Below are 22,135 nucleotides of genomic sequence, written 5' to 3' on the forward strand. Positions count from 1 at the left end.
GATGACTTGGTCAGTCTGGGTCTTGTTCTCTCTCTAGTAAAGCGTATTTTTAAATGTCAGTTTACAGCATGACGGGTTATGCAGCCGTGCAATCGAGCATGGCGCAATCCGCCCCGGAAACTGAGTCGGGCGGGGATGCCAGCTCCCGTCTGGGCGTAGAAATACGCTCGGTCAACAGTCGCTTCCTTGATCTGGCGTTTCGCCTGCCCGACGAATTAAGGCAGGCTGAGCCCGCACTGCGCGAGCTGCTCACCGGCAAACTCAAGCGCGGCAAGGTGGAAGTGCGGGTTTCGCTGGAAAGTACGTCCACCAGCACCTTGCGTGCGCCGTCTTCAGCCACGCTGCAACGGCTTGGATCGCTGGAGGACAGCATCAAATCCTGGCTACCGCAGGCACCCGCGCTCAGCGTGGCAGATATTCTGCGGATCGCCACAAATGAGGACAAAAAGCCACACGACTACAGCGATGAGCTGCTCAAACTGGCCAAAAAAGCCCTGAAAGAGCTAATGGCAGCCCGTGAACGCGAAGGAGCGCGGCTGGCCGAGATGCTGCTTGACCGCACAGCACAGCTGCGTGCACTGGCGGCGCTGGCGGTGCCCATGGTGCCCAAACTGGTGGAACAACAAAAAGCTCGCTTTCTGGAGCGCTGGAAAGAAGCCATGGCGCTGTCGGACGGCGCCACGCTGCCGGAAATTGCACAGGACCGGGCGCTGGCCGAGGCCACAGCCTTTGCCATCCGCATTGACGTCGCGGAAGAAATCACCCGCCTCTCCTCGCATCTGGATGAGATTGACCGGCTTCTGGCGAACGGCGGTGAACTGGGCAAACGCCTCGACTTCCTGATCCAGGAGCTGCACCGCGAAGCCAATACACTGGGCTCCAAATCGGCGTCCCTTGAACTAACACGCATTTCTGTCGATATGAAAGTGCTGATAGAGCAGATCCGCGAGCAAGTGCAGAACATCGAATAGCCCCGCCGGCCAACCTCAAAATACTGAAAATCAAAGCCCAGGACGCATGGACTACCCCGGAAACCTCTTTGTTGTAGCCGCCCCCAGCGGGGCCGGCAAATCCAGCTTGGTCAAAGCCCTTCTGGAGCTGGATTCACGTATCCAGCCTGCGGTGTCGCACACCACACGCCCCCCGCGCGGCCAGGAAAAGCACGGCAGGGAGTACTTTTTTCTCTCGCCCGAGGACTTTGACGGCATGGTGCTGCGCGACTCCTTTCTGGAATGGGCACATGTGCACGGCCACCGCTATGGCACCTCGCGCCAGACCATCGAGGAAAGAGTCGCCACCGGCGCAGACGTGATCCTGGAAATCGACTTCCAGGGCGCAATCAATATCAAGCGGATTTTTGCCAATGCGGTGCTGATTTTTATACTCCCGCCAAGCTGGGAAGAGTTGCGTTCGCGCCTGCAGCGGCGGGGAGAGGACAGCGCTGAAGTCATCGAACTAAGGCTTAAAAACGCGGCCACTGAGATGGCTCAGGCCCGGGAATTCGACTTCGTTATAATTAACGAGTTATTTGAGCGGGCAGTTTTCGACCTGAAAACCATTGTGCATGCCCAGCGGCTCAAGTTTTCGGCCCAGCGGCGAGCCCGCGCCGAAACCTTCCAGGCCCTTCAAATTCCCTGATTTCACCGCTTTTATCCGTTATCGATCACACCGGAGATCACCATGGCCCGCATTACCGTTGAAGACTGCCTCGAAAAAATCCCGAACCGCTTCCAGCTGGTCCTGGCCGCCACGTACCGCGCACGAATGCTCAGCCAGGGGCACGCCGCCAAGATTGAAAGCAAAAACAAGCCTGGCGTCACTGCCCTGCGTGAAATCGCCGAAGGCAAGATCGGCCTCGAAATGCTGAAAAAAGTGCCTTCCTGAAGTCAGGCGCATGTGCAAAAAAGCACCGCAATGCGGTGCTTTTTGCATTTATGGCCGCATAAAGTCCATTTTTTTCATGATTTATTCATGCCGCGATACATTTGAGGCATGAGCGCCATGCTTTCGCCCGTCGTTTCCAGCAAGTCGACCCCAGCCGCAGCTAACGCAGCGGCTGCGAGCTTTGCTGCGCTCACGGCGAAGCTGGACTACATGAGCGCTGCTGACGTTGACAGCGTCCGCCGCGCCTACCGCTTTGCCGATGAAGCCCATCTGGGCCAGCTGCGTAACAGTGGTGAGCCCTATATCACCCACCCTATCGCCGTGGCACAACAGTGCGCGGAATGGAAGTTGGACGCCCAAGCGCTCATGGCAGCCCTGCTCCATGATGCCATTGAAGACTGTGGCGTCACCAAGCCTGAGCTGATCGAACGTTTTGGTGCGCCGGTGGCCGAACTGGTGGATGGGCTGACCAAGCTCGAAAAACTGGAATTCAATACCCGCGAGGAAAACCAGGCCGAATCCTTCCGCAAAATGTTGCTGGCCATGGCGCGCGACGTGCGGGTCATCCTGATCAAGCTGGCCGACCGAACGCACAACATGCGCACGCTAGGGGACGTCCCGCGCGCCAAGTGGACCCGGATCTCGCGCGAAACCCTGGACATTTACGCACCCATTGCGCATCGCCTGGGCCTCAACACCACCTATAGGGAGTTGCAGGACCTTTCTTTCCAGCACTTGCACCCCTGGCGCTATGCCACCCTGACCAAGGCGCTACAGAGAGCCCGCGGCCGCCGGCGCGACGTGATCAAGCGGGTGCAGGGAGAGGTCGAGTCAGCCTTTTCCGGGGCCCAGGTGCCGGTGACGATCTCGGGGCGTGAAAAGACGCTTTATTCCATCTACCGCAAGATGGACGAAAAACACCTTTCGTTTGCCCAAGTGACTGATCTGTACGGTTTTCGGGTGATAGTGAAAGACCTGACAGCCTGCTACACGGCTATGGGTGTTCTGCACCAGCTCTACAAACCCCTGCCCGGAAAATTCAAAGACTACATTGCAATCCCGAAGATCAACGGCTACCAATCGCTGCATACCACCCTGGTCGGCCCTTTCGGCACCAACATAGAATTTCAGATGCGCACCGAGGCCATGCATGTCGTGGCGGAATCCGGAGTTGCTGCTCACTGGCTTTACAAGGCCACCGACCCGGACGGTGACGCTTCACAGCGACTGGGAACCCAATGGTTGCAGTCGCTACTCGATATCCAGCACGAAACGCGTGACGCGGCCGAGTTCTGGGACCACGTCAAGATCGACTTGTTCCCAGAGGCAGTTTATGTGTTCACGCCAAAAAGCCAGATCATGGCCATGCCACGCGGAGCAACCATCGTGGACTTTGCCTATGCGATCCACAGCGACGTGGGGCACCGCGCCGTAGCCGCCAAGGTCAATGGCGAACAGGTCCCACTACGATCCGAACTGCACAACGGTGATGTGATTGAAATTGTTACAGCATCAGTCTCCAGCCCCAATCCTGGATGGCTGGGATTTGTACGCACAGGCAAGGCCCGGTCCAAAATTCGCCATCACCTGAAAACCATGGCGCTTTCGGAATCGCAGGATCTGGGTGAAAAAATGCTCGCCCAGGCGCTGCGGGCTGAAGGCATAGAACGCGAGCGATTGCCCGAAGATGACGAGGCACACCGGGTTACATGGGAAAAAATTCTGCGCTTTACCGGCAACCGTTCGCGAGCAGATTTGCTGACCGACATCGGGTTAGGCAAGCGCATCGCCAGCATGGTGGCAAAACGCATCGTGGCCCTACTCGCTGAAACCGGAGAAAAACCGAACGCGCTGCTCATGAGTCGTGAGCGTTACACAGCCCATGAGTCAGTGTCGCAAGGTGCTCTGGTGATCGACGGCAGCGAAGGCGCTTCAGTGCAGTTCGGACCCTGCTGTCGGCCCATCCCGGGCGACGGCATCGTCGGCTACCTGGGGCGCGGAGAGGGCTTGGTGATCCATACCGACGACTGCGCGGTCGCCAAGCGTCTGCAACACCGGGATAGCGAACGTTTTATCGCCGTGGACTGGTCAGACGAGCCAGTGCGCACCTTTGAAACAAACCTCCTGGTCACCGTCTCCAACGGCAAGGGGGTCCTGGCGCGCGTCGCCGCTGCATTGGCCAGCGCCGAAGCGGATATTACCCATGTAGACATGGGGCAAGAGCCGTCGCATGACGCCACGGACCTTCGCTTTGGCGTGGCCGTGCGCGACCGCATCCATCTGGCTTCAGCCTTGCGCAGCGTGAAGCGCACGCCCTCCGTACTGCGGGTGCAACGCGCAAAATCGTCCGGTTAATCCGCTGCCGATTTATCCGGCGCCGGGTAGTCCACTTTGAGCACCTCAAGCGTTTGTACGCCTTGCGGGGTCGCGAGACTCACCTCATCGCCAACACGCGACTTAAGTAGCGCTCTGGCGACGGGCGATATCCAGCTGATCTGCCCGAGGGCACTGTTGGCTTCATCAATGCCAAGAATGGTCACGACCCGCTCGGCTCCTTCGCCATCGGCGTAAATCACCGTCGCGCCAAAGAACACCTGGTCGTGGCCGTGATGCACTGACGGATTGCTGACTTCGGCAATTTCCAGTCTTTGCGTCAAAAACCGGATTCGCCGATCAATTTCCCGCAACCGTTTTTTGCCGTAATGGTAGTCACCGTTTTCAGAGCGGTCTCCATTGCTTGCGGCCCAATGGACGATTTCCACCATTTTGGGACGCTCATTGTCGATCAGATCCAGGAGTTCACTACGCAGGTGTTCATAGCCCTGCGGGGTGATGTAGTTCTTGCCGCCTGCGGGCAGGGGCGCGAGCGCTGGCTCGTCCTCTTCCGGTTCGGTTTCTTTGGTGAAGGCTTTATTCATGTTCCGGCCACCATAGCATCCACGACGGCCAGCCGCGAATGCGCCTAAAAATCTTCCATTTTCAGCACAAGGGGATTGTCGGGGGTGTAACTCACACCGGCCACAACCATGTCGGCAGCCCGGGCATGAATCATCTCTGCATCCTGTTCATAGGCTTTTTTCAGGGAATCCGGCCCTGGTACGGCGCCGAAGAATTCCTCCATCGCCTCGCGGGAAATCCTGACGGGAATGGTGCCGCCCGCATACGACAAGCCAAAACTGAGCCACTCGCCGTGGTCCTCGACATTCTGTGATCCCATGTTTTCCTCCGGAATTAGGCTTCCAGAATAGCGGAGCTCTTGCTGGACGTACAGCCCGTCCGGTGCCGCCCCACCCTAGGAAAACCACTATCGCTCAGCGAAGTGGCATAAAAACGGCCTACAAATGCCCCGCGCAAAAGAAAATAGCCTAGAGGGGTGAGCCTCTAGGCTATTGAAATCACTTGAAAAGTGGTGCGGCTGGCAGGAATTGAACCCACGACCCCTTGGTTCGTAGCCAAGTACTCTATCCAACTGAGCTACAGCCGCTAAGCCTCAAATTATAGCTTATTTAAATGGTAGGGCGTGAGTGACTTGAACACTCGACCAAAGGATTATGAGTGCGAACCCATAATTGTCAAACCGCCCTGACCCACGGTCTACAGACACACGCACGTCTTAACCGGGTGCCAAGCGTAGCTCTACCTCGCTGTCTGACGCTACGAAGGAGCTACGTATGATTAATCATGATCGAACTATTAAAAGTTCAAAAATGGCTATTGAAGGGGTTACGGGAAGTGTCGATGCCCATTGGCAGGCCTTTATGGCGGTTTCCGATGGAGCTCGCCTCAATGCTGAATTGCTTGGACAGATGGGGCGCGGTGCTGCCCTACTCCTGCGTGTCGCTAAGGCAAGTCCTGAGCCGGATGCGCGTGTGGTGGAGCGTTGGTTGACCACAATGATGGGCGTAAGTGCGTTGGCCTGTGCTGCATTGGACGATGTTCAATGAGCGCGTTTTCAAATCAAAACGTTTATAGGGAGCTGCAATGAAAGTTTTGCCCAAAAAAATTGATGTTGGTTTGGTCGAGGGTGTTGCGCCACACCCAAAAGATGCTGCCGTAGTCAAAGCCCTGGCAGCGGCAAACCGCAAACTTGGTGGGAGTGGGCCTTCGATCATCGGGTTCAAGAATGAAGATGGAGTTATTTATCGCTATGGCACCATCACCGGGATGGCGCAGGAAATGTATCTCTCCGATAAGTTGGAAGATCTCGGCTTTGAAGATGAATCCATAGATGATCGCAAGATGCCTAAGGGCGTGTGGAACACGTTTGTTCCCGTTAAGCGATAGCTAGAGGCACACCGGAAGGGGCATGGGCGAGCGCGCAGCGCCGACCAGTGCCCCTCCGGGGTGCAGCCTGCTACGTAGCTTGACAAGTCTTAGCGGCTACGTTTAAATCCAGTCTTCAATCAGACCGCCGGAGGCACCCGGAGGACGCTAATCCTTGGAGTGCCTATGCTCGCGTCAGCCAATTGTCTTGCGTCAGATGACGCAAGTTCCCCCCATGTAGTAACTACGGGGGGAAATTTCTTTCCCTCCAACGACACACAAAATCAAATATCGATCCCAACGATATCGCCTTGCTCTACGCAGCAATTGGCGCACGTCGATTGGCTCGGATTTACCATCAATATCGCCGACCTCGGCGACAGTGATCCGTTGATGTGGTTCCTTCTGGAATTCCATTCGCTCAGCGGATTTTTCACCTATGACGACAACCGCAAAGGTTGGATGGGCTACAAGTACTCACGCGATATTGAGTACGGCTGTGGCAAGCTCGCTTGGGGTGGTGAACATCAAAAAAACACCCTTCACTGCGAACTCACGGCCAAAGGTTGCGCCGCGATAACAGACTGGCCGAAGCTCCGTGAATGGCTGGAACTCATGGAGGCAAAAATCACTCGTGTGGATATTGCGCATGATGACCACGAGGGTAAAACAATCAATCTAGAACTTTGCAAGCAATGGCTTGAAGATGGCCTTTTCTCATTGGGAAAACGGGAACCAGATCGCAGGCTGATTGATGACCTCGGCACAGGTAAAGGCTGCACGCTTTATGTCGGTGGCAGAAAAAACGGAAAGATGTTCCGTGGCTATCAAAAGGGTAAGCAGCTCGGAGACAAATCAAGCAACTGGTTTCGTGCGGAAGTTGAATGGCGGGCTAAGGATCGAGTGATCCCCTATGACGTCCTCACAAGCCCAGGCGTATATCTCGCAGGTAGCTACCCTGCCCTTGCCTTCATATCGGCTATTCAAGACCGAATCAAAACGATGAAGACGGCGGTGGAGGTCACGATCCTGCAGGCGGTCAGCAATGCTAAACAAGCAGTCGGCAAGCTGCTGAACGTGCTCTACAACGAGCTTAAATGGTCTTCAGAGGATATTTTGAAGACTCTCCAGCGGGAAGGCGTTCCGGGCCGCTTAAAGCCCTTTGATCGCTGTTTAACGCTTGCGGCGGTCGGGTGACCTCCTTCACTGGCGACAAGGGGCATGGGGTGCAACCCCATGTCTACGATGGCGCATCAAGTGCCCTTCGCACCCTTACCGCAGCTCAAGCAGCCCTATTGCTGCATATCCATCCACAAACCCTCAAGACGCGAGCTAGAACAGGCGTCATACCCGGCTGCAAGGTCGGGAAAAAGTGGGTCTTTGTCGAACACCTATTGACTCAGTATCTGGTGGCACAATCACTCTCGCGTGTGTCTGTGGCCGATACTCAGGAGAAATCCGAATGTCGCTCTACAGAAGGAAGGATTCGCCTTACTGGTGGATCAAATTACCGGCCATCCGGGGTGAACGAGGCCCGCTACAGGCAAGTTCTGGGACTGCCAACAAGCGCAAAGCCCAGCAGGTTCACGACCAGCTCAAAGCCCAGCGGTGGGAGCAAGACAAGCTCGGTGCCAAGCCGCGGCGAACTTGGCACGAGGCCACTGTGAAATTCATCGAGGAGACTGCGCACAAGCGTAGCCAGTCCAAGGATATCGCCATTCTTCGATGGCTAGACCCTTGGACGGGGGGGAAATACCTCGATGAGGTGGACCGCGCCTTGATTGACGAGATCAAAGCGGCACGGCTCAAGGTTGGCAGTGAAAGCACGGCCAATCGTTATCTCGCCCTTATCCGCTCAATCTTGCGTAAAGCGTGGCACGAGTGGGAGTGGTTGGATCGCGCACCAAAAGTCACTTTGTATCGCGAGAATACAGGCCGTATTCGCTCGCTCACCCGGACAGAATTTGATCGCCTTTATGCCGAGCTGCCTTCGCATCTGGCCGCCATGGCGCTGTTTTCCGTTGCAACGGGACTACGACAGGCAAATGTGAGGGATTTGCAATGGGCGCAAGTCGACCTAGAACGCCGGCACGCATGGATTGAGGCTGCCCAGCATAAAAACGGAAAACCTCACGCCGTACCACTGAATGCCACGGCCATGGGGGTTTTGATGCAGCAGCTGGGCCAGCATGAGAAAAATGTGTTCGTTTATGCCGGTAAACCGATTGCCAACGTGTCTACAAAGGCATGGTGGTTGGCCTTGGAACGCGCCGGAATCAAGGATTTCAGGTGGCATGACCTGCGTCATACCTTTGCCACATGGCACCGCCAGGCGGGCACGCCAACGCATGAATTACGACATTTAGGGGGGTGGAAGACCTTGGCGATGGTCGAGCGGTATGCGCATGTTGCCCCGGAAGGCTTGCAAGTCGCGGCCGACAGGCTGGATAATCTGTTTCAGAGCTACGCTTTGGCTACACCAGAAGGAAAGAGGAACTGACCATGACAGCCAGTCCCTCTCAAATTCTGGTAGGGCGTGTTGGACTTGAACCAACGACCAAAGGATTATGAGTCCTCTGCTCTAACCAACTGAGCTAACGCCCCACTCAAGAGGTTGATTGTAAGGGCCTACTTGCTATGGCTCAGCGCGGTGCTGACCAGCTTGGAGGTGATATCGACAATCTGGATCATTTTTTCGTAAGGCATGCGCATGGGTCCTATTACCCCAAGGGTCCCCACGACCTGTCCGTCGACCTCATAAGGCGCCGTTACCACGGACAGTTCCTGGTAGGGAATGACCTGGCTTTCGCCGCCTATGTAAATCCGGACGCCTTCGGCACGGCTCGATACATCGAGGAGTCTCATCAGCTGCGCCTTTTGCTCAAAGAGGTCAAAGAGCTTGCGCAGGTTACCCATGTCACCCGAAAAGTCACTGACGGCGAGCAGATTGCGCTCGCCGGAAATAACCACCTCGTCGCGCGATTCGATGGCCTCCGAGCTGACCTTGACTGCCGCTTGCATCAATGTGGCGATTTCGCCCCGAAGGGCTTCCACCTCATTCTTCAGGCGTTCCCGGACCTCTTCAATCGCCATGCCGGCGTAGTGTGAGTTGAGGAAGTTGGCGGCCTCGACCAACTGGGACTGTGTGTAATCCGCCTCGGTGAAGATGACCCGGTTTTGCACGTCACCGTCAGGTGAAACGATGATGACCAGAAAACGTTTTTCGGACAGGCGCAGGAACTCGATATGTCGAAACACCGACGTACGGCGCGGCGCCATGACTACACCAACGAACTGCGAGAGGCTGGACAGCATGTGCGCCGCGTTGCTGATCACTTTTTGCGGCTGGTCGGGCGCCAGCCGGGGTGCGCCTATCTGGCCGGCGGTGGGGAACGGATCGCGCTGCGCGGTCAGCATGGTGTCAACGAAGAGGCGGTAGCCGCGGGCCGTGGGAATGCGGCCGGCCGAGGTATGCGGGCTGACGATCAGGCCGAGCTCCTCAAGGTCGCTCATCACATTGCGTATGGTGGCGGGGGACAGCTCCAGGCCCGAAGCCTTCGACAGCGTGCGCGACCCCACCGGCTGTCCGTCGGCAATGTAGCGCTCCACCAGCGCCTTGAGAAGCAACCGCGCACGATCATCAAGCATGCCGATATTCTACGAAGCCTGAACCGCATGTTGTGATGTAATTTGCCGATGAAGTCGCAATTCCGCCATGTCGCCCTGATCGGCAAGTACCACGCACAAGGTTCCAGGTCGGCGCTGGAGGAGATCGCGCATTTCCTGGGCACCCAGGGCTGCGAGGTGGCGATCGAGCAGGACACCGCCAGCAACACCGGTCTCACGCAATTCCCGACGCTGGATGCGGCCGGCATAGGTGCCCAGTGCGACCTGGCCCTTGTGGTTGGCGGGGACGGCACCATGCTGGGCATAGGCCGGCTACTGGCCCAGTTCGGCATTCCCCTGGTGGGGATCAACCAAGGCAGGCTCGGATTCATCACCGACATCGCTTTTGAGGATTACCAGAACACTTTGATTCCCATGCTTCGCGGTGAATATGAAGAAGACTGCCGCTGGATGATGCAGGCCAAGGTCGTGCGTGACGGGCGCTGCGTCTTCAGTGCCACCGCCATGAACGATGTCGTCGTAAACCGCGGAGCAACCGCCGGCATGGTGGAGCTCCGCGTAGAAGTGGATGGCCGCTTTGTAGCAAACCAGCGTGCGGACGGCCTGATCATTGCCTCGCCAACCGGCTCCACGGCCTATGCCCTTTCAGCGGGCGGTCCTTTGCTACACCCCTCGATTGCCGGCTGGGTATTGGCACCCATCGCACCGCATACCTTGTCCAACAGGCCCATTGTGCTGTCGGACTCGGGCGAAATCACCATCGAAATAGTCGCCGGTCGCGACGCCAGCGCCAACTTCGACATGCAGTCGCTGGCCAGCTTGCTGCACGGTGACCGCATCACCGTCCGGCGTTCCGAGCATCAAATGCGGTTCCTGCATCCCAAAGGCTGGAGCTATTTCGACACGCTCCGGAAAAAACTGCACTGGAACGAAGGCGTGGCCTGAGCGGCCGAAATTCAAGTTATGAGCCTTAAAACCATATCGCTTCGCGACTTTGTCATCGTCCACAAGCTTGAGCTGGATTTGTCCGGCGGTTTCTCGGTACTCACCGGTGAAACCGGTGCGGGAAAATCCATCCTGATAGACGCGTTGCAACTCGCGCTTGGCGCCAGGGCCGATGCCGGCGTGGTCCGCGAAGGCGCCGCACGCTGCGAAATCAGCGTCGAGTTTGACAGCCCCGCCGGCTTGGCGTCCTGGCTGGAACAGGCCGGGTTTGACTCCAGCGAAACCCTGCTACTCAGGCGTACGGTGGATGCACAGGGCAAGAGCCGGGCGTGGATCAACGGCAGCGCAGCAACAGCCACCCAGCTCAAGGACATCGCCGACCAGCTGGTGGACATCCACGGTCAGCACGCATGGCAAAGCCTGACCCGTCCCGATGCGGTTCGCGGCTTGCTCGACTCCTATGCGGAAGTGTCTACCGCCGAATTGTCACGCCGGTGGCAACAATGGCGATTGGCCCAGAAAACATTGAACGACGCGCGCGAAGCTCAAGACAGTCTGCAGCGTGAACGTGAGCGACTCGCTTGGCAAATCAGCGAGCTCGACAAGCTGGCGCCCGGAGCCGCCGAGTGGGACGAATTGAATTCCCAACACGGGCGGCTGTCCAACGCGCAAGCTCTGCGCGATGCCGTGCAGGCGGCCGTCGACGCACTGCAGGAGTCTGACGAGAACGCCACAGCATTGCTTGGACGGGCCATTACATCGCTGCAAAGCCAGGAGCACATCGAACCCGAGTTCAAAGACATCCTCGAGGTGTTAAATGGCGCTCTGGCCCAGATGGAAGACGCAGTGCATTCGCTCAACGGCTACGCACGGCACGCTGAGCTGGAACCACAGCGGCTGGCTGCACTCGACGAACGCCTGTCGCTATGGGTCAGCCTGGCGCGGCGCTACAAACGCACTCCCGCGGAGCTACCTGAATTGCTGGCTTCGTGGCGAGCCGAGCTGCACAAACTCGATGAAGCCGCCGATCTGGTTCAACTTGAAAAACTCGAGAGCCTGGCAAAGTCAGCCTACCTGGACGAGGCTAGCCAGGTGTCGAAGGCACGCGGCAAGGCGGCGCCCAAACTCGCCAAGGCCATTACCCAGGCCATGCAGGGACTGGGCATGCAGGGCGGCAAATTCGACGTGGCACTCAGCAAGCTGGACCAGCCGGCCCAGCACGGACTGGAGCAAGCCGAATTTCTGGTCGCGGGCCATAGCGGCAGCACACCACGCCCCGTCGGCAAAGTGGCTTCCGGCGGCGAGTTGTCGCGCATCGCGCTGGCCATTGCGGTCACCACCAGCCAGCTGGGTCAAGCACAAACTCTCATATTTGATGAAGTGGATTCAGGGGTAGGAGGTGCCGTGGCTGAAACCGTCGGACGGCTGATGAAACAGCTGGGCAAAGACCGGCAAGTCATGGCCGTCACGCATCTGCCCCAGGTAGCGGCCTGCGCCGACCAGCATCTTGTTGTTGCCAAGCGCGCCGAAAACGGCACCACCATCAGCACCGTAGACCATGTCAACGGAGAGCAGCGCGTAGCTGAAATTGCCCGCATGCTGGGCGGTGAGCGGCTCTCCGGCACCACGCTGGCCCACGCCAAGGAAATGTTGGGGCAGTGATGGCCGCGCTGGAAATGGTTCTTATCACCGGGATGTCAGGTTCCGGCAAATCGGTGGCCCTGCATGCGCTGGAAGATGCCGGCTATTACTGCGTAGACAACCTTCCCCCGGAATTGCTGACGCCCTTCGTCGCGCTGGAGCAACAGCACGGCGCGCAAAAAGTTGCCATTGCCATGGACGTGCGAAGCGCCGTCTCGCTCCCACTTGTCCCCCAGCAGCTGCGGCAACTGCGCACTTCCGGCGTGGCGGTGCAATCCCTTTTTCTGGATGCCAACACCGAAACCCTGGTACGCCGCTTTTCCGAAACACGCCGGCTTCATCCCCTGTCGCGCATCGACGCCTCCGACCAGCACCGGGCATTGGTAGACGCCATAGAGCTGGAGCGCGAGTTGTTGGGTGACATGCGTGAGCAGGCGCATGTGCTGGACACCAGCATGATCCGCTCATCGCAGCTACAGGGCTATGTGAAGTCCCTGATCTCGGCTCCCAGCACGCAGCTCACGCTGGTGTTCGAATCCTTTGCCTTCAAGCGTGGCGTACCGCTTGACGCCGACTACGTGTTTGACGTTCGCATGCTGCCTAACCCGCACTATGAATCGGGCCTGCGCCATCTCACGGGGCGCGATGAAGCCGTTGCAAGCTACCTCAAAGCTCACGAAGAAGTAAGCGAGATGTTCCGCCAAATCGAGCAGTTTCTCAATTATTGGTTGCACGCGCTGGTACGTGACCATCGGAGTTACGTGACAGTAGCCATCGGTTGTACCGGCGGCCAACACCGTTCGGTTTACCTGGTCGAAGAGCTGGCAGCAGCTTTCGGCCAACAGTGGCGAACGTTGCAGCGGCATCGCGAGCTCGATGCCGTTTGAATCCACATAAGCCGCCACGAGCTGCGTCCGCAGCACATACATCGGGCTCTTAAGCGTCCCGCTCCAGTAATTTGCGTATGGGTGCAGGCAGCCCCAATGCAGGCCATTCAGCGGGGCTGAACCATGCACCGGGCCGTTCATCCGAGACCAGGGATTTAGGCATGGCTTGCCCGGTCCGGAAGCTTGCGATCCACGGCGACAGGTGCAAGTCCTTGTGTGTCAACACGTGAACGAAACCCGGCAAGGGATCGAGCCGCTCCCGCAAGGAGGAGGGCAAATCCGCTGCCAGCGCGTCGTCACTTTCAAAAACCGGCAGACAATAAAGTCCACCCCAAACGCCCCTGGCCGGGCGCTTCTCCAGCCAGACTGAACCATCCGGCTTCTTCGCCCACAGCAAACTCAACGCCTGCGCACTGCGCTTGAGTTTGCGTGTCTTGACGGGATACTTGCCGGGATCCCCAGCCGCAAAACCCTGGCACAGGTTTTGTACCGGACAAAGCAGACATTGAGGCTGGCGGCCCACGCAAATTGTGGCCCCCAGGTCCATCAAACCCTGGGTGTAGCGCGGCATGGTTTCAGCAAGATCCTGCTCGGGCAGCAGCTCTGCGGCGTTGTCCCACAGCGCGCGCTCATTGGCGCTTTGGGCCAGGTCGGCGGAAAAACCCAGCACTCGCGTGAGCACCCGTTTGACGTTGCCATCCAGGATGGCAACACGTTCGCCAAAACAAAACGAGGCGATTGCCGCGGCAGTTGAACGGCCTATGCCCGGCAGAGTTTGAAGCGTTTCTGCCGTCTCCGGGAATTGCCCGCCATGCAATGCCATGACATCCTGAGCGCAGCGATGCAGATTGCGCGCACGGCTGTAATAACCCAGCCCACTCCATAGGCCGAGCACTTCATCTTCACCAGCCGCAGCCAGTTCCTTGACCGTCGGGAAGCGCAAAAGGAACCGTGCGTAATAGTCAAGGACTGTTGCCACCTGGGTCTGCTGAAGCATGATTTCAGACAGCCAAACGCGGTAGGGATCACGTGTGTTTTGCCACGGAAGGCTGTTTCGCCCGTGCGCCTCCTGCCAGCGCACAATTTCCCAGGAAAATCCGGGCAGCATGCTGGAGGCCGTTCGCTTCAAAGCCGGTTTTTTGCCTGGTGAGGCCCCAAGGGTGGTCTCAGCCCGCGCCAACGCTCAGGCAGCCTCAGGTACGGCGGGATTTTTCGCGTTGGCAGCCTCATCCTGGCCGCCGGACTGCGCAGGAGAACCCATCAGGTGGGAAGTTAACTCCGTCAGCTTATTGTCCAGCTCATCGAGCACGCGCTCCTGGATATCGATTTCGGCGATCCGTTCATCCAGGCCTGAAGCGGCTTGCTGGATGCGCTCGATAGCCTCAAGCCGGCGGCCGAAATTGCGACGCCGTTCACGCAGTTGCGCATCCAGCTGCGATGCGGCCGACTTGTTCCAGAGTTCCACTTCGCCCAGCGCGGATTCATACACCACTCGCAGACGTGTAGCCAAGGCACGGACCAACCGCTCGGAAAACTCCGGCTGGGAAAGCCTCAACACATTGCCTACACCGAGATATTGCAAGTGGCTACGCTCTATTTGCTCCAGGTCCTGCTCATAACGGATCAGTTCGGGCTCTTTTGGCGCCTGCAGCGAAAAACTGAATTCGGCGTTGAGCTGACGAAAGGATGCAGTCAGCATGGACTGGATTTCACTGCTCATGATCTGCGACTTCTGCAGTCCTTCGCGAAGACGGGAAAAAGTCTGCCCATACGCCTTTTTGACGCCCAGTTTGATGCCTGGCTGCTTCAACGCATGTGTCAGCTCCGCCAGCTCGGCCTTGAGGGTTGGGGTACTGAGCAAAGTGAATACATCGCGAAGCAATTTCAGGTGGACTGAACGTACCGCGTGAATCTTCGAGCCGCTGGTATCGAACTCAGCCTGCTCCTGTTCGATGCGGCTGCGCATGTGTTTGATCACCGAGACATTCTTGCCTCTGAGGCCGCGCAGCTCGATCATCTGTTCGGCCAGGTCACGCCGACGGATGTGCATGGCCCGCCCGGCCTCGGTTCTCAGCTCGCCTATACCGCCCGACACTGCCGTGCGCAGGATTTTCTGGCGCTGCCCCATCACGCCCTGGCCCAATGCCAGCTCAAGGGTTGGCAGATGGCTGGACTCCAGCAAGGCCTTGTCGCGCGTGACCTTGGCCACCAAACCCTTTTGAGCCGACACGGGAATCACCTGGGATTCAGGCAGACCCAGGATTTCAGCAGACGTCGCGCGCTGCTTGTCGATCTGTGCCTGTATCTGTTCAGGGGTGCTTAAGGCATCCCAGAGGGTGTCGATCTTGTTGAGCACCACCAGGCGCGCATCGGTGCCGTCGCCCTCGGTGATCAAATGCTCGCGCCAGATGGCCAGGTCGGACTTGGTGACACCGGTATCCGCCGCCAGGATGAACACCACGGCATGGGCCTGGGGAATCAGGCTCACGGTCAACTCGGGCTCTGCACCAATGGCATTGAGGCCCGGCGTATCCAGGATGACCAAGCCTTGTTTGAGAAGCGGGTGCGCGATGTTGATCAGCGCATGGCGCCACTTGGGCACCTCGATCAAACCATCGGCCCCGACGCGTGGGTTGTCTTCCGGGCTGCTGTCATGCCAAAAACCCAGGGAGCGCGCCTCGTCCTGAGTGACATGACGAACTTCGGCTACTTTCTCGAGCGCCTGTGCCAGCTGCGCCGGGTCGTTCACGTCCAGGTCGATCCGCGTCCATTTTTCAGGTACCGCGCGCCACTCCATGAGGGCTTGTTTCTGCAGGCGTGTCTCGATGGGCAGCAGGCGCAGGCAAGGCGGCACATCCGCGTCATAGCCCAGCTCGGTGGGACACATGGTAGTGCGGCCTGCACTCGCCGGCATGATGCGGCGTCCATAACCGGCAAAAAAGATCGCATTGATCAACTCGGACTTGCCGCGCGAAAATTCGGCCACAAAGGCCACCATGACCTTGTCAGAACGTACCTGTGATTCGAGCCGCTGCAGGCGCTCCTCAACCGCCGCATCCAGCAGGTCATGGTCCTTCATCCACTCTGCAAGCAGTTTCAGGCGTAAGGCAAATTCGCGCCTCCACGTGCCGTGCTGGTCAAATTGTTCGTTAAAAGACATCGCTCTACCGTAAAGTGTGGTCGGTCAATATAGCATCGCCAACCCGAAAGAACCATTGGCGCGTCTACGGACTCAAGGTTTCTGGCAATTCGCACAGTAAAAAGTGGAGCGCTGGCCCTGCTTCAGGGTCTTCACGGGTGCCGCGCACACCCGGCACGGCAAACCGGCGCGGTCATACACCATGGCTTCCAGCTGGAAATATCCCGATTCACCCTGTGCATTCGAAAAGTCCCTCAAAGTGCTGCCCCCCTTTGTAACAGCCTGCGCCAGTACCTGGCGGATCGCCCCATGAAGCAAGGCTGCACGGGGCCGGCTGATCCGGTTTGCCCGGGTAGTCGGCCGGATTCCCGCCAGGAACAGAGCTTCCGAAGCATAAATATTGCCCACGCCGACCACAGCTTCTCCACCCAGCAACACCTGCTTGATCGCCGTTTGGCGCAATTTCAGCGCCTGGTGAAAGCTTGCGGCATTAAATGCGTCTGTCAGCGGTTCAACGCCAAGCCGGCCAAGCAGCTTTTGGGCGGCTGGCGCACCTTCATGGCTTGCATACACCACAGCCCCGAAACGGCGCGGGTCGTTCAACCGTAAAGTGCCCTGGCTGGTGGCCATTTCAAAGTGGTCGTGCTTGCCCAGGGCAGGCAGACCGTCTCCGAAAGCCACACTGCCGGACATTCCGAGGTGCACCAGCAAGAGCCCGTCGCTCAGGTCCACCAAAAGGTATTTGCCGCGGCGGCGAACCGCCAGCACCTGCTGGCCGACAAGCGCCTTCGGCGCGCAGCCCAGCGGCCAGCGCAGGGGTTTACCCATCTGAACGCGATCAATCACGGCACCGGCGATACGGTCCGCAAAGCTCAGCCGGGTGACTTCAACTTCTGGCAGTTCAGGCATAGGTGTGCAAATAAGGGCGCTATGGCACGGCGCAAGAAGGCAGCACCGGGCATTGCCCGCGTCAGGCCGGCATCAGGGCCACGGCGTAAAGCGGCTGCGCTGCCCGTAGGCTTCAATTATCATGGTTCGATGAAGAAAAAACTTGGCCTTGCCCTCAGCGGCCTGTTGATGGCTGCCCCCCTGGTCCTGGCACAGACGGCCGAACCGCTTTCGGCCGCACCTTCGACGCTTGGCGAGGCGAAAGCCGCGCAGGAAGCAACACCGACTTCGTCCCTGGACAGCGCCCTTTTTTACCAGCTGCTGGTGGGTGAAATGACGCTGCAGGAGGGTGAGCCCGCTGCTGGCTTCGCCCTCATGCTGGACGCCGCGAGGAAAACCGGCGACGTACAGCTCTATCAGCGCGCCACGGATATCGCACTGCAATCCAGATCAGGCGACGCGGCGCTGCAAGCTGCACAAGCCTGGAAAGCCCACCAACCCACCTCGCGTGAGGCGAACCGTTATGTGCTGCAGATCCTGGTGGCACTTAACCGGATTGTCGACACGACCGAGCCCCTGCAAACTGAAATCCGGCTCGCCCCGGAGGGGGAGCGGTCTGCGGCCCTCACTGCAGTACCCCGGATCTACGCCCGTATGGCGGACAAAAAACTGGCCGCCATGGTGGTCGAAGGAGCGCTGGCCGCCTACCTCAACAGCCCTGCTACCGCCAGTGCCGCCTGGACCACGGTAGGACGCATGCGACTGGCGGCAGGCGACAGCAATGGCGCGCTCGGAGCCGCCAAACGCGCACAAGCGGCCAACCGGCTCGCCGAAGGCCCTGCGCTGGTCGCGCTGGAATTGATGGACCCCAAACAACCCGAAGCAGAAGGCCTCGTCCGTAAATACTTTGAAGGCAACACGGGGGCCCTGCCTGAAATCAGAATGGCTTATGCGCGCGCGCTGCTCGATGCCCAGCGCTACGCCGAAGCCGCCGCCCAGCTGCAGGTGGTGACGCGCGAAAAACCTGAACTTCCCGAAGGCTGGCTGGTACTGGGGTCCCTTCAGCTGCAGGACAACCAGCTCGCGCAGGCGCAAACCTCATTGGAACGCTACGTCACCCTGGCGCAACAGCAGACGGCCGAAGGCGAACGCAACCGCGGCCTCGCCCAAGCCTATCTCTCGCTGTCGCAGCTGGCCGAAAAACGCAAGGACTATGCAGCGGCGGAAGGCTGGCTGGCCAAAATAGACAATTCCGCCGACCTGACCCAGGCCCAAACCCGGCGCGCCTCCATCCTCGCCAGCCAGGGCAAGCTGGAGGAAGGCCGGCAGCTGATCCGCAAACTCCCCGAACGCAACGCCGCCGACGCGCGGCTGAAGCTCAACGCGGAGGTCGGCCTGCTTCGTGAGTTCAAGCAATACCAGCTCGCCCACGACGTGCTAGCGCAGGCACTGGCCAGGAATCCCGACGAAACCGAACTGCTGTATGACCAGGCCATGATGGCCGAAAAGCTGGGCGCATTAGGTGAAATGGAGCGGCTGTTGCGGCGTGTCATCCAGCTCAAGCCCGACTACCACCATGCCTACAACGCCCTGGGCTATTCGCTGGCTGATCGCAGCGTGCGCCTGCCGGAAGCGCGCGAGCTGATTCGCAAGGCACTTGAATTTGCCCCTTCCGATCCCTTTATCAGGGATAGCCTGGGCTGGGTCGAGTTCCGCATGGGCAACACAGCGGAAGCCGCCAGGATCTTTGAAGCAGCCTACAAGGCCAAGCCCGATGCGGAAATCGCGGCGCACTTCGGCGAGGTGCTGTGGGCCTTGGGCCAGCGGGATCGCGCCGTGGCTATCTGGAAGGAAGGCCGGATGATCAACCCCGAGAACGAAACATTGCTCGAGACACTCAAACGCCTGCGCGTGAAGCTGTAACCCGGAATGCTCACTGTGCCGCTTGTCTTACGCACGCGCCTGGCTCGCCTGGGGTTCCTGTGCGCATTCTTTTTCGCTCCTTTTTTGATAGCTGGTTGCGCCCAACCATCAAGGGCTCCAGGCATAAATGGCTTAAAAAATGAGTTCTGGACGGGCCGTATCAGCCTGCAGGTGCAAAGCGAGCCCGTTCAGTTCTTTTCGGCCAGCTTCGAGCTCAAGGGCCAGCCGGAACGCGGTGAACTCTCACTGATCAGCCCGCTGGGCAGCTTGCTGGGCGTGCTTCGCTGGTCGCCGGACGAAGCCGTGCTGGACTCAGGCAACGGCAAGGTCCAGCGGTTTTCCTCGGTAGAGGAGCTGATGGCCCAGGCCACCGGCGCAGCCGTCCCGCTGAGGGCCTTATTTGCCTGGTTGCAGGGCGACAATGCCAGCGCCAGCGGCTGGTCCGCGGATCTGTCCCGTTATCCGGAAGGCCGCATCTCGGCCAAAAGAGCGCAGCCTGCCCCGCAGGTCGACCTGCGTGTTGTTTTGGACCAGTAAGGCCCTGCGCGCTTGACCCTCGCCATCGTGCCGTCGCCCTCCCTTTAATTCCTTCTTTTTCCCTTTCCCCTTTCCTTTCCCTGCTCCGGCGCCTCCAGCTCATGACGACGCACCCTGCTTCTGCCTCCACCGCACCGCCACTCACGGCGCTGTACGACGTGCCGGCGCCTGCCAAACTGAACCTTTTCCTGCACATCACCGGGCGCAGGTCCGATGGCTACCACTTGCTTCAATCCGCGTTCATGCTGATCGACTGGTGCGACACCCTGAACTTTGAGCTGCGCCCCGATGGACAGATCACCCGGGAAGACCTGGACCACAAGGACAGGAACGGTAGCGACCAGCCCGAAACATTACCCCCCGAGGATTTGTGCGTGCGGGCAGCCAGGGCACTGCAGGCGGCTTGCGGCACGCCTTTAGGCGTCCACATCGGCCTGCAAAAAAACATCCCTTCGCAAGCCGGCATGGGAGGGGGCTCATCCGACGCCGCCAGTTGCCTGCTGGCGCTGCAGCGGCTGTGGGGCGTGCGCTTGCCACCGCCGCAATTGCAGGCCATCGCCCTGTCACTGGGTGCCGACGTGCCCTTTTTTCTGTCGGGCAGCCACGCGCGGGTGGAAGGCATCGGCGAGAAAATCACGCCACTGGCCTTGCCATCGGCCCGCTTTGTGGTGGTCAAACCCCCAGCCGGAGTCTCCACACCAGGAATTTTCAGCGCCCCGGCGCTCAAACGGGACACAGAAACTGCTACAATCCAAGGCTTTGCTGCAAATGCTGAAGGCCGGAAGAAATCAGTTGATTTCGGATTTGGCCGCAACGACTTGCAGCCGGTAGCGCAGGAGATGTGTCCGCAAATTGGCCAGTCGCTCGACTGGCTGAAAACGAAACACCTTCAAGGGCGCATGACCGGCTCCGGAAGTGCTGTATTTGCGCAACTGCCGCGTGGCACGGATTTGACGGATCTTTCGGGTTTGCCCGATGGCTGGAAAGTCCGGACATGCAGCAATTTGGAGGCGCATCCTCTGGCCGGTTGGTAAAATAGCCGCTCTTGAAAATGCGTGTCCAAGCGACCTAAATGAAAAGTTTATAGGTCTGTTGTTGGCAACAACAACTGTCCTGTGTAGGGGTGTCGCCAAGCTGGTTAAGGCACCGGATTTTGATTCCGGCATTCGCAGGTTCGAATCCTTCCACCCCTGCCAAATTTAAGACTGAGGGCTACAGCCTTCAGTGTTGCGGTCCCGCCCGGAGCGGGCCGCATGACTCCTGACAGACCCGCGTGATGTGTATCAGCGGGTCTGTGTGTTTTTGGAAACAGGCAAGCGGCGCTCACTGCCAAGCCCCGTTGCAGCGTGTTGTCCTCGTGCGTATTTTGCTTCGATAAAAATTTCAGCCACGTTCAAGTCCTTGTAGCAGCTGGGCCCCACATGCAAACGCACCACCCCGATTTCATGGTTTTTACCGGCAATGCCAATCCGAGCATGGCCTCCGACATCGCCCAGCACCTGGGCATTTCACTGGGCGCAGCCCATGTTGGACGTTTTTCGGATGGTGAGGTCACTGTCGAGATCCAGCAGAACGTGCGGGCCCGTGACGTGTTTGTGGTGCAGTCAACCTGCGCACCGACCAATGACAACCTGATGGAACTGCTCATCATGGTCGACGCGCTGAAACGCGCTTCGGCCGAGCGCATCGCCGCGGTGATCCCGTATTTTGGCTATGCCCGGCAGGACCGCCGTCCGCGCTCGGCACGCGTTCCGATCACGGCCAAAGTGGTGGCCAACATGCTGCAGGCCGTGGGCGTGTCGCGTGTCCTGACGATGGATCTGCATGCTGACCAGATCCAGGGTTTTTTTGATATTCCCGTCGACAACATTTATGCGTCGCCGGTGCTGCTGGGCGACTTGCGGCAGAAGAATTACGCCGACCTGATGGTCGTGTCGCCCGATGTGGGCGGCGTGGTGCGCGCCCGGGCGCTGGCCAAGCAACTGGGCTGCGACATGGCCATCATCGACAAGCGCCGCCCCAAGGCGAACGTGTCGGAAGTGATGCACGTGATCGGCGACATCGAAGGCCGCAACTGCGTGATCATGGACGACATGATCGACACGGCCGGCACGCTGGTCAAGGCAGCCGAAGTGCTGAAAGAACGCGGCGCCAAGAAGGTTTACGCCTACTGCACGCACCCGATTTTTTCGGGACCGGCCATTGACCGCATCGCCAAGGGCGACGCGCTCGATGAGGTGGTGATCACCAACACCATCCCGTTGAGCCCCCATGCCGTGGGTTGCACAAAGATTCGCCAGCTCTCCGTGGCGCCGCTGATCGCTGAAACGATTCAGCGCATCGCCAAGGGAGAGTCGGTCATGAGTTTGTTTTCGGACCAGGACAACCTGTTCTGATCTGA

The 22,135-nt window shown here is 58.9% G+C and carries 21 protein-coding genes, 3 tRNA genes and 1 pseudogene; 17 read left to right on the forward strand and 8 right to left on the reverse strand.

The window, feature by feature from the left end:
- Positions 1-53 precede the first annotated feature (53 nt).
- The 4 genes from ACQ4MS_RS04545 to ACQ4MS_RS04560 all read left to right on the forward strand — a co-directional run bounded on the left by ACQ4MS_RS04545 (position 54) and on the right by ACQ4MS_RS04560 (position 4,239).
- A complete protein-coding gene (locus ACQ4MS_RS04545; protein ID WP_431098018.1) occupies positions 54-971 on the forward strand; it encodes a YicC/YloC family endoribonuclease in 918 nt (305 codons plus the stop codon).
- Between the two features lie 46 nt (positions 972-1,017).
- Positions 1,018-1,638, forward strand: coding sequence for a guanylate kinase (gene gmk, locus ACQ4MS_RS04550; protein ID WP_431098020.1), 621 nt, complete (start codon positions 1,018-1,020; stop codon positions 1,636-1,638).
- A 42-nt stretch (positions 1,639-1,680) separates the two neighbouring features.
- Complete coding sequence (gene rpoZ / locus ACQ4MS_RS04555) at positions 1,681-1,884, forward strand: DNA-directed RNA polymerase subunit omega (protein ID WP_011482283.1); 204 nt, start codon at positions 1,681-1,683, stop codon at positions 1,882-1,884.
- Positions 1,885-1,992: 108 nt separating this feature from the next.
- The gene (locus ACQ4MS_RS04560; RefSeq protein WP_431098022.1) at positions 1,993-4,239 is read left to right on the forward strand and encodes a RelA/SpoT family protein; all 2,247 of its coding nucleotides are present in this window, start codon (positions 1,993-1,995) and stop codon (positions 4,237-4,239) included.
- On the opposite strand, the gene greB is transcribed toward ACQ4MS_RS04560, so the two are convergent.
- From greB to ACQ4MS_RS04575, 3 genes are all read right to left on the reverse strand, one after another.
- Positions 4,236-4,802: a transcription elongation factor GreB gene (gene greB / locus ACQ4MS_RS04565; RefSeq protein WP_431098023.1), complete on the reverse strand. Its 567-nt coding sequence runs from the start codon at positions 4,800-4,802 to the stop codon at positions 4,236-4,238. The two genes, ACQ4MS_RS04560 and greB, sit on opposite strands and share 4 nt — an antisense overlap.
- Positions 4,803-4,846: 44 nt before the next feature.
- Positions 4,847-5,101 (reverse strand): hypothetical protein, encoded by a 255-nt coding sequence (locus tag ACQ4MS_RS04570; RefSeq protein ID WP_431098024.1) that lies wholly within the window; start codon positions 5,099-5,101, stop codon positions 4,847-4,849.
- A gap of 190 nt (positions 5,102-5,291) precedes the next feature.
- Positions 5,292-5,368: transfer RNA gene (locus ACQ4MS_RS04575), tRNA-Arg, on the reverse strand.
- Positions 5,369-5,555: 187 nt separating this feature from the next.
- On the opposite strand from ACQ4MS_RS04575, the gene ACQ4MS_RS04580 reads away from it, so the two are divergent.
- The 5 genes and pseudogenes from ACQ4MS_RS04580 to ACQ4MS_RS04600 all read left to right on the forward strand — a co-directional run bounded on the left by ACQ4MS_RS04580 (position 5,556) and on the right by ACQ4MS_RS04600 (position 8,647).
- Entirely contained in the window at positions 5,556-5,828 is a 273-nt protein-coding gene (locus tag ACQ4MS_RS04580) for a hypothetical protein (RefSeq protein WP_431098025.1), read from the forward strand.
- Between the two features lie 37 nt (positions 5,829-5,865).
- Entirely contained in the window at positions 5,866-6,168 is a 303-nt protein-coding gene (locus ACQ4MS_RS04585) for a hypothetical protein (RefSeq protein ID WP_431098026.1), read from the forward strand.
- Positions 6,169-6,333: 165 nt separating this feature from the next.
- Positions 6,334-7,344: a replication initiation factor domain-containing protein gene (locus ACQ4MS_RS04590; RefSeq protein WP_431098027.1), complete on the forward strand. Its 1,011-nt coding sequence runs from the start codon at positions 6,334-6,336 to the stop codon at positions 7,342-7,344.
- 29 nt (positions 7,345-7,373) lie between these two features.
- Positions 7,374-7,541, forward strand: a pseudogene (locus ACQ4MS_RS04595) (helix-turn-helix domain-containing protein); the annotation flags it as partial.
- A gap of 68 nt (positions 7,542-7,609) precedes the next feature.
- Complete coding sequence (locus tag ACQ4MS_RS04600; protein WP_431098029.1) at positions 7,610-8,647, forward strand: tyrosine-type recombinase/integrase; 1,038 nt, start codon at positions 7,610-7,612, stop codon at positions 8,645-8,647.
- Between the two features lie 27 nt (positions 8,648-8,674).
- Here ACQ4MS_RS04600 and ACQ4MS_RS04605 read toward each other — a convergent pair.
- Positions 8,675-8,751: transfer RNA gene (locus ACQ4MS_RS04605), tRNA-Ile, on the reverse strand.
- Positions 8,752-8,775: 24 nt separating this feature from the next.
- Positions 8,776-9,795 (reverse strand): heat-inducible transcriptional repressor HrcA, encoded by a 1,020-nt coding sequence (hrcA, locus tag ACQ4MS_RS04610; protein WP_431098031.1) that lies wholly within the window; start codon positions 9,793-9,795, stop codon positions 8,776-8,778.
- A gap of 48 nt (positions 9,796-9,843) precedes the next feature.
- Here hrcA and ACQ4MS_RS04615 point away from each other — a divergent pair, with 48 nt between their 5' ends.
- The 3 genes from ACQ4MS_RS04615 to rapZ are packed head-to-tail and all read left to right on the forward strand — an operon-like array spanning position 9,844 to position 13,247.
- Positions 9,844-10,719, forward strand: coding sequence for an NAD kinase (locus ACQ4MS_RS04615; RefSeq protein ID WP_431098033.1), 876 nt, complete (start codon positions 9,844-9,846; stop codon positions 10,717-10,719).
- A gap of 18 nt (positions 10,720-10,737) precedes the next feature.
- A complete protein-coding gene (gene recN, locus ACQ4MS_RS04620) occupies positions 10,738-12,381 on the forward strand; it encodes a DNA repair protein RecN (protein ID WP_431098034.1) in 1,644 nt (547 codons plus the stop codon).
- Positions 12,381-13,247, forward strand: coding sequence for an RNase adapter RapZ (gene rapZ, locus ACQ4MS_RS04625; protein WP_431098036.1), 867 nt, complete (start codon positions 12,381-12,383; stop codon positions 13,245-13,247). Before recN ends, rapZ begins: the two co-directional genes overlap by 1 nt.
- A gap of 49 nt (positions 13,248-13,296) precedes the next feature.
- Here rapZ and mutY read toward each other — a convergent pair whose 3' ends face one another.
- The 3 genes from mutY to mutM all read right to left on the reverse strand — a co-directional run bounded on the left by mutY (position 13,297) and on the right by mutM (position 17,295).
- On the reverse strand, positions 13,297-14,355 hold the full coding sequence (mutY, locus tag ACQ4MS_RS04630; RefSeq protein ID WP_431099534.1) for an A/G-specific adenine glycosylase: 1,059 nt from the start codon (positions 14,353-14,355) through the stop codon (positions 13,297-13,299).
- Between the two features lie 75 nt (positions 14,356-14,430).
- Positions 14,431-16,407 (reverse strand): dynamin family protein, encoded by a 1,977-nt coding sequence (locus tag ACQ4MS_RS04635; protein WP_431098038.1) that lies wholly within the window; start codon positions 16,405-16,407, stop codon positions 14,431-14,433.
- A gap of 72 nt (positions 16,408-16,479) precedes the next feature.
- Positions 16,480-17,295, reverse strand: a complete 816-nt coding sequence (gene mutM, locus ACQ4MS_RS04640; RefSeq protein ID WP_431098039.1) for a bifunctional DNA-formamidopyrimidine glycosylase/DNA-(apurinic or apyrimidinic site) lyase — start codon at positions 17,293-17,295, stop codon at positions 16,480-16,482.
- A 129-nt stretch (positions 17,296-17,424) separates the two neighbouring features.
- On the opposite strand from mutM, the gene ACQ4MS_RS04645 reads away from it, so the two are divergent.
- From ACQ4MS_RS04645 to ACQ4MS_RS04665, 5 genes are all read left to right on the forward strand, one after another.
- A complete protein-coding gene (locus ACQ4MS_RS04645; protein WP_431098040.1) occupies positions 17,425-19,197 on the forward strand; it encodes a tetratricopeptide repeat protein in 1,773 nt (590 codons plus the stop codon).
- 6 nt (positions 19,198-19,203) lie between these two features.
- A complete protein-coding gene (locus ACQ4MS_RS04650; RefSeq protein ID WP_431098041.1) occupies positions 19,204-19,734 on the forward strand; it encodes an outer membrane lipoprotein LolB in 531 nt (176 codons plus the stop codon).
- Positions 19,735-19,835: 101 nt separating this feature from the next.
- The gene (ispE, locus tag ACQ4MS_RS04655) at positions 19,836-20,768 is read left to right on the forward strand and encodes a 4-(cytidine 5'-diphospho)-2-C-methyl-D-erythritol kinase (RefSeq protein WP_431098042.1); all 933 of its coding nucleotides are present in this window, start codon (positions 19,836-19,838) and stop codon (positions 20,766-20,768) included.
- An 85-nt stretch (positions 20,769-20,853) separates the two neighbouring features.
- Positions 20,854-20,930 (forward strand) — tRNA-Gln (locus ACQ4MS_RS04660).
- Positions 20,931-21,155: 225 nt separating this feature from the next.
- Positions 21,156-22,130, forward strand: coding sequence for a ribose-phosphate pyrophosphokinase (locus ACQ4MS_RS04665; RefSeq protein ID WP_431098043.1), 975 nt, complete (start codon positions 21,156-21,158; stop codon positions 22,128-22,130).
- Positions 22,131-22,135: the final 5 nt, after the last annotated feature.

Source organism: Polaromonas aquatica (assembly GCF_050626995.1).
In the GTDB taxonomy this organism is placed as follows: domain Bacteria; phylum Pseudomonadota; class Gammaproteobacteria; order Burkholderiales; family Burkholderiaceae_C; genus Polaromonas; species Polaromonas aquatica_A.

What these genes read in the sequence shown, in the direction of transcription:
- ACQ4MS_RS04545 (WP_431098018.1), top strand. Translation starts at nt 54, where the DNA reads ATGTCAGTTTACAGCATGACGGGTTATGCAGCCGTGCAATCGAGCATG.
- gmk (WP_431098020.1), top strand. Translation starts at nt 1,018, where the DNA reads ATGGACTACCCCGGAAACCTCTTTGTTGTAGCCGCCCCCAGCGGGGCC.
- rpoZ (WP_011482283.1), top strand. Translation starts at nt 1,681, where the DNA reads ATGGCCCGCATTACCGTTGAAGACTGCCTCGAAAAAATCCCGAACCGC.
- ACQ4MS_RS04560 (WP_431098022.1), top strand. Translation starts at nt 1,993, where the DNA reads ATGAGCGCCATGCTTTCGCCCGTCGTTTCCAGCAAGTCGACCCCAGCC.
- greB (WP_431098023.1), bottom strand. Translation starts at nt 4,802, where the DNA reads ATGAATAAAGCCTTCACCAAAGAAACCGAACCGGAAGAGGACGAGCCA.
- ACQ4MS_RS04570 (WP_431098024.1), bottom strand. Translation starts at nt 5,101, where the DNA reads ATGGGATCACAGAATGTCGAGGACCACGGCGAGTGGCTCAGTTTTGGC.
- ACQ4MS_RS04580 (WP_431098025.1), top strand. Translation starts at nt 5,556, where the DNA reads ATGATTAATCATGATCGAACTATTAAAAGTTCAAAAATGGCTATTGAA.
- ACQ4MS_RS04585 (WP_431098026.1), top strand. Translation starts at nt 5,866, where the DNA reads ATGAAAGTTTTGCCCAAAAAAATTGATGTTGGTTTGGTCGAGGGTGTT.
- ACQ4MS_RS04590 (WP_431098027.1), top strand. Translation starts at nt 6,334, where the DNA reads ATGCTCGCGTCAGCCAATTGTCTTGCGTCAGATGACGCAAGTTCCCCC.
- ACQ4MS_RS04600 (WP_431098029.1), top strand. Translation starts at nt 7,610, where the DNA reads ATGTCGCTCTACAGAAGGAAGGATTCGCCTTACTGGTGGATCAAATTA.
- hrcA (WP_431098031.1), bottom strand. Translation starts at nt 9,795, where the DNA reads ATGCTTGATGATCGTGCGCGGTTGCTTCTCAAGGCGCTGGTGGAGCGC.
- ACQ4MS_RS04615 (WP_431098033.1), top strand. Translation starts at nt 9,844, where the DNA reads ATGAAGTCGCAATTCCGCCATGTCGCCCTGATCGGCAAGTACCACGCA.
- recN (WP_431098034.1), top strand. Translation starts at nt 10,738, where the DNA reads ATGAGCCTTAAAACCATATCGCTTCGCGACTTTGTCATCGTCCACAAG.
- rapZ (WP_431098036.1), top strand. Translation starts at nt 12,381, where the DNA reads ATGGCCGCGCTGGAAATGGTTCTTATCACCGGGATGTCAGGTTCCGGC.
- mutY (WP_431099534.1), bottom strand. Translation starts at nt 14,355, where the DNA reads ATGCTGCCCGGATTTTCCTGGGAAATTGTGCGCTGGCAGGAGGCGCAC.
- ACQ4MS_RS04635 (WP_431098038.1), bottom strand. Translation starts at nt 16,407, where the DNA reads ATGTCTTTTAACGAACAATTTGACCAGCACGGCACGTGGAGGCGCGAA.
- mutM (WP_431098039.1), bottom strand. Translation starts at nt 17,295, where the DNA reads ATGCCTGAACTGCCAGAAGTTGAAGTCACCCGGCTGAGCTTTGCGGAC.
- ACQ4MS_RS04645 (WP_431098040.1), top strand. Translation starts at nt 17,425, where the DNA reads ATGAAGAAAAAACTTGGCCTTGCCCTCAGCGGCCTGTTGATGGCTGCC.
- ACQ4MS_RS04650 (WP_431098041.1), top strand. Translation starts at nt 19,204, where the DNA reads ATGCTCACTGTGCCGCTTGTCTTACGCACGCGCCTGGCTCGCCTGGGG.
- ispE (WP_431098042.1), top strand. Translation starts at nt 19,836, where the DNA reads ATGACGACGCACCCTGCTTCTGCCTCCACCGCACCGCCACTCACGGCG.
- ACQ4MS_RS04665 (WP_431098043.1), top strand. Translation starts at nt 21,156, where the DNA reads ATGCAAACGCACCACCCCGATTTCATGGTTTTTACCGGCAATGCCAAT.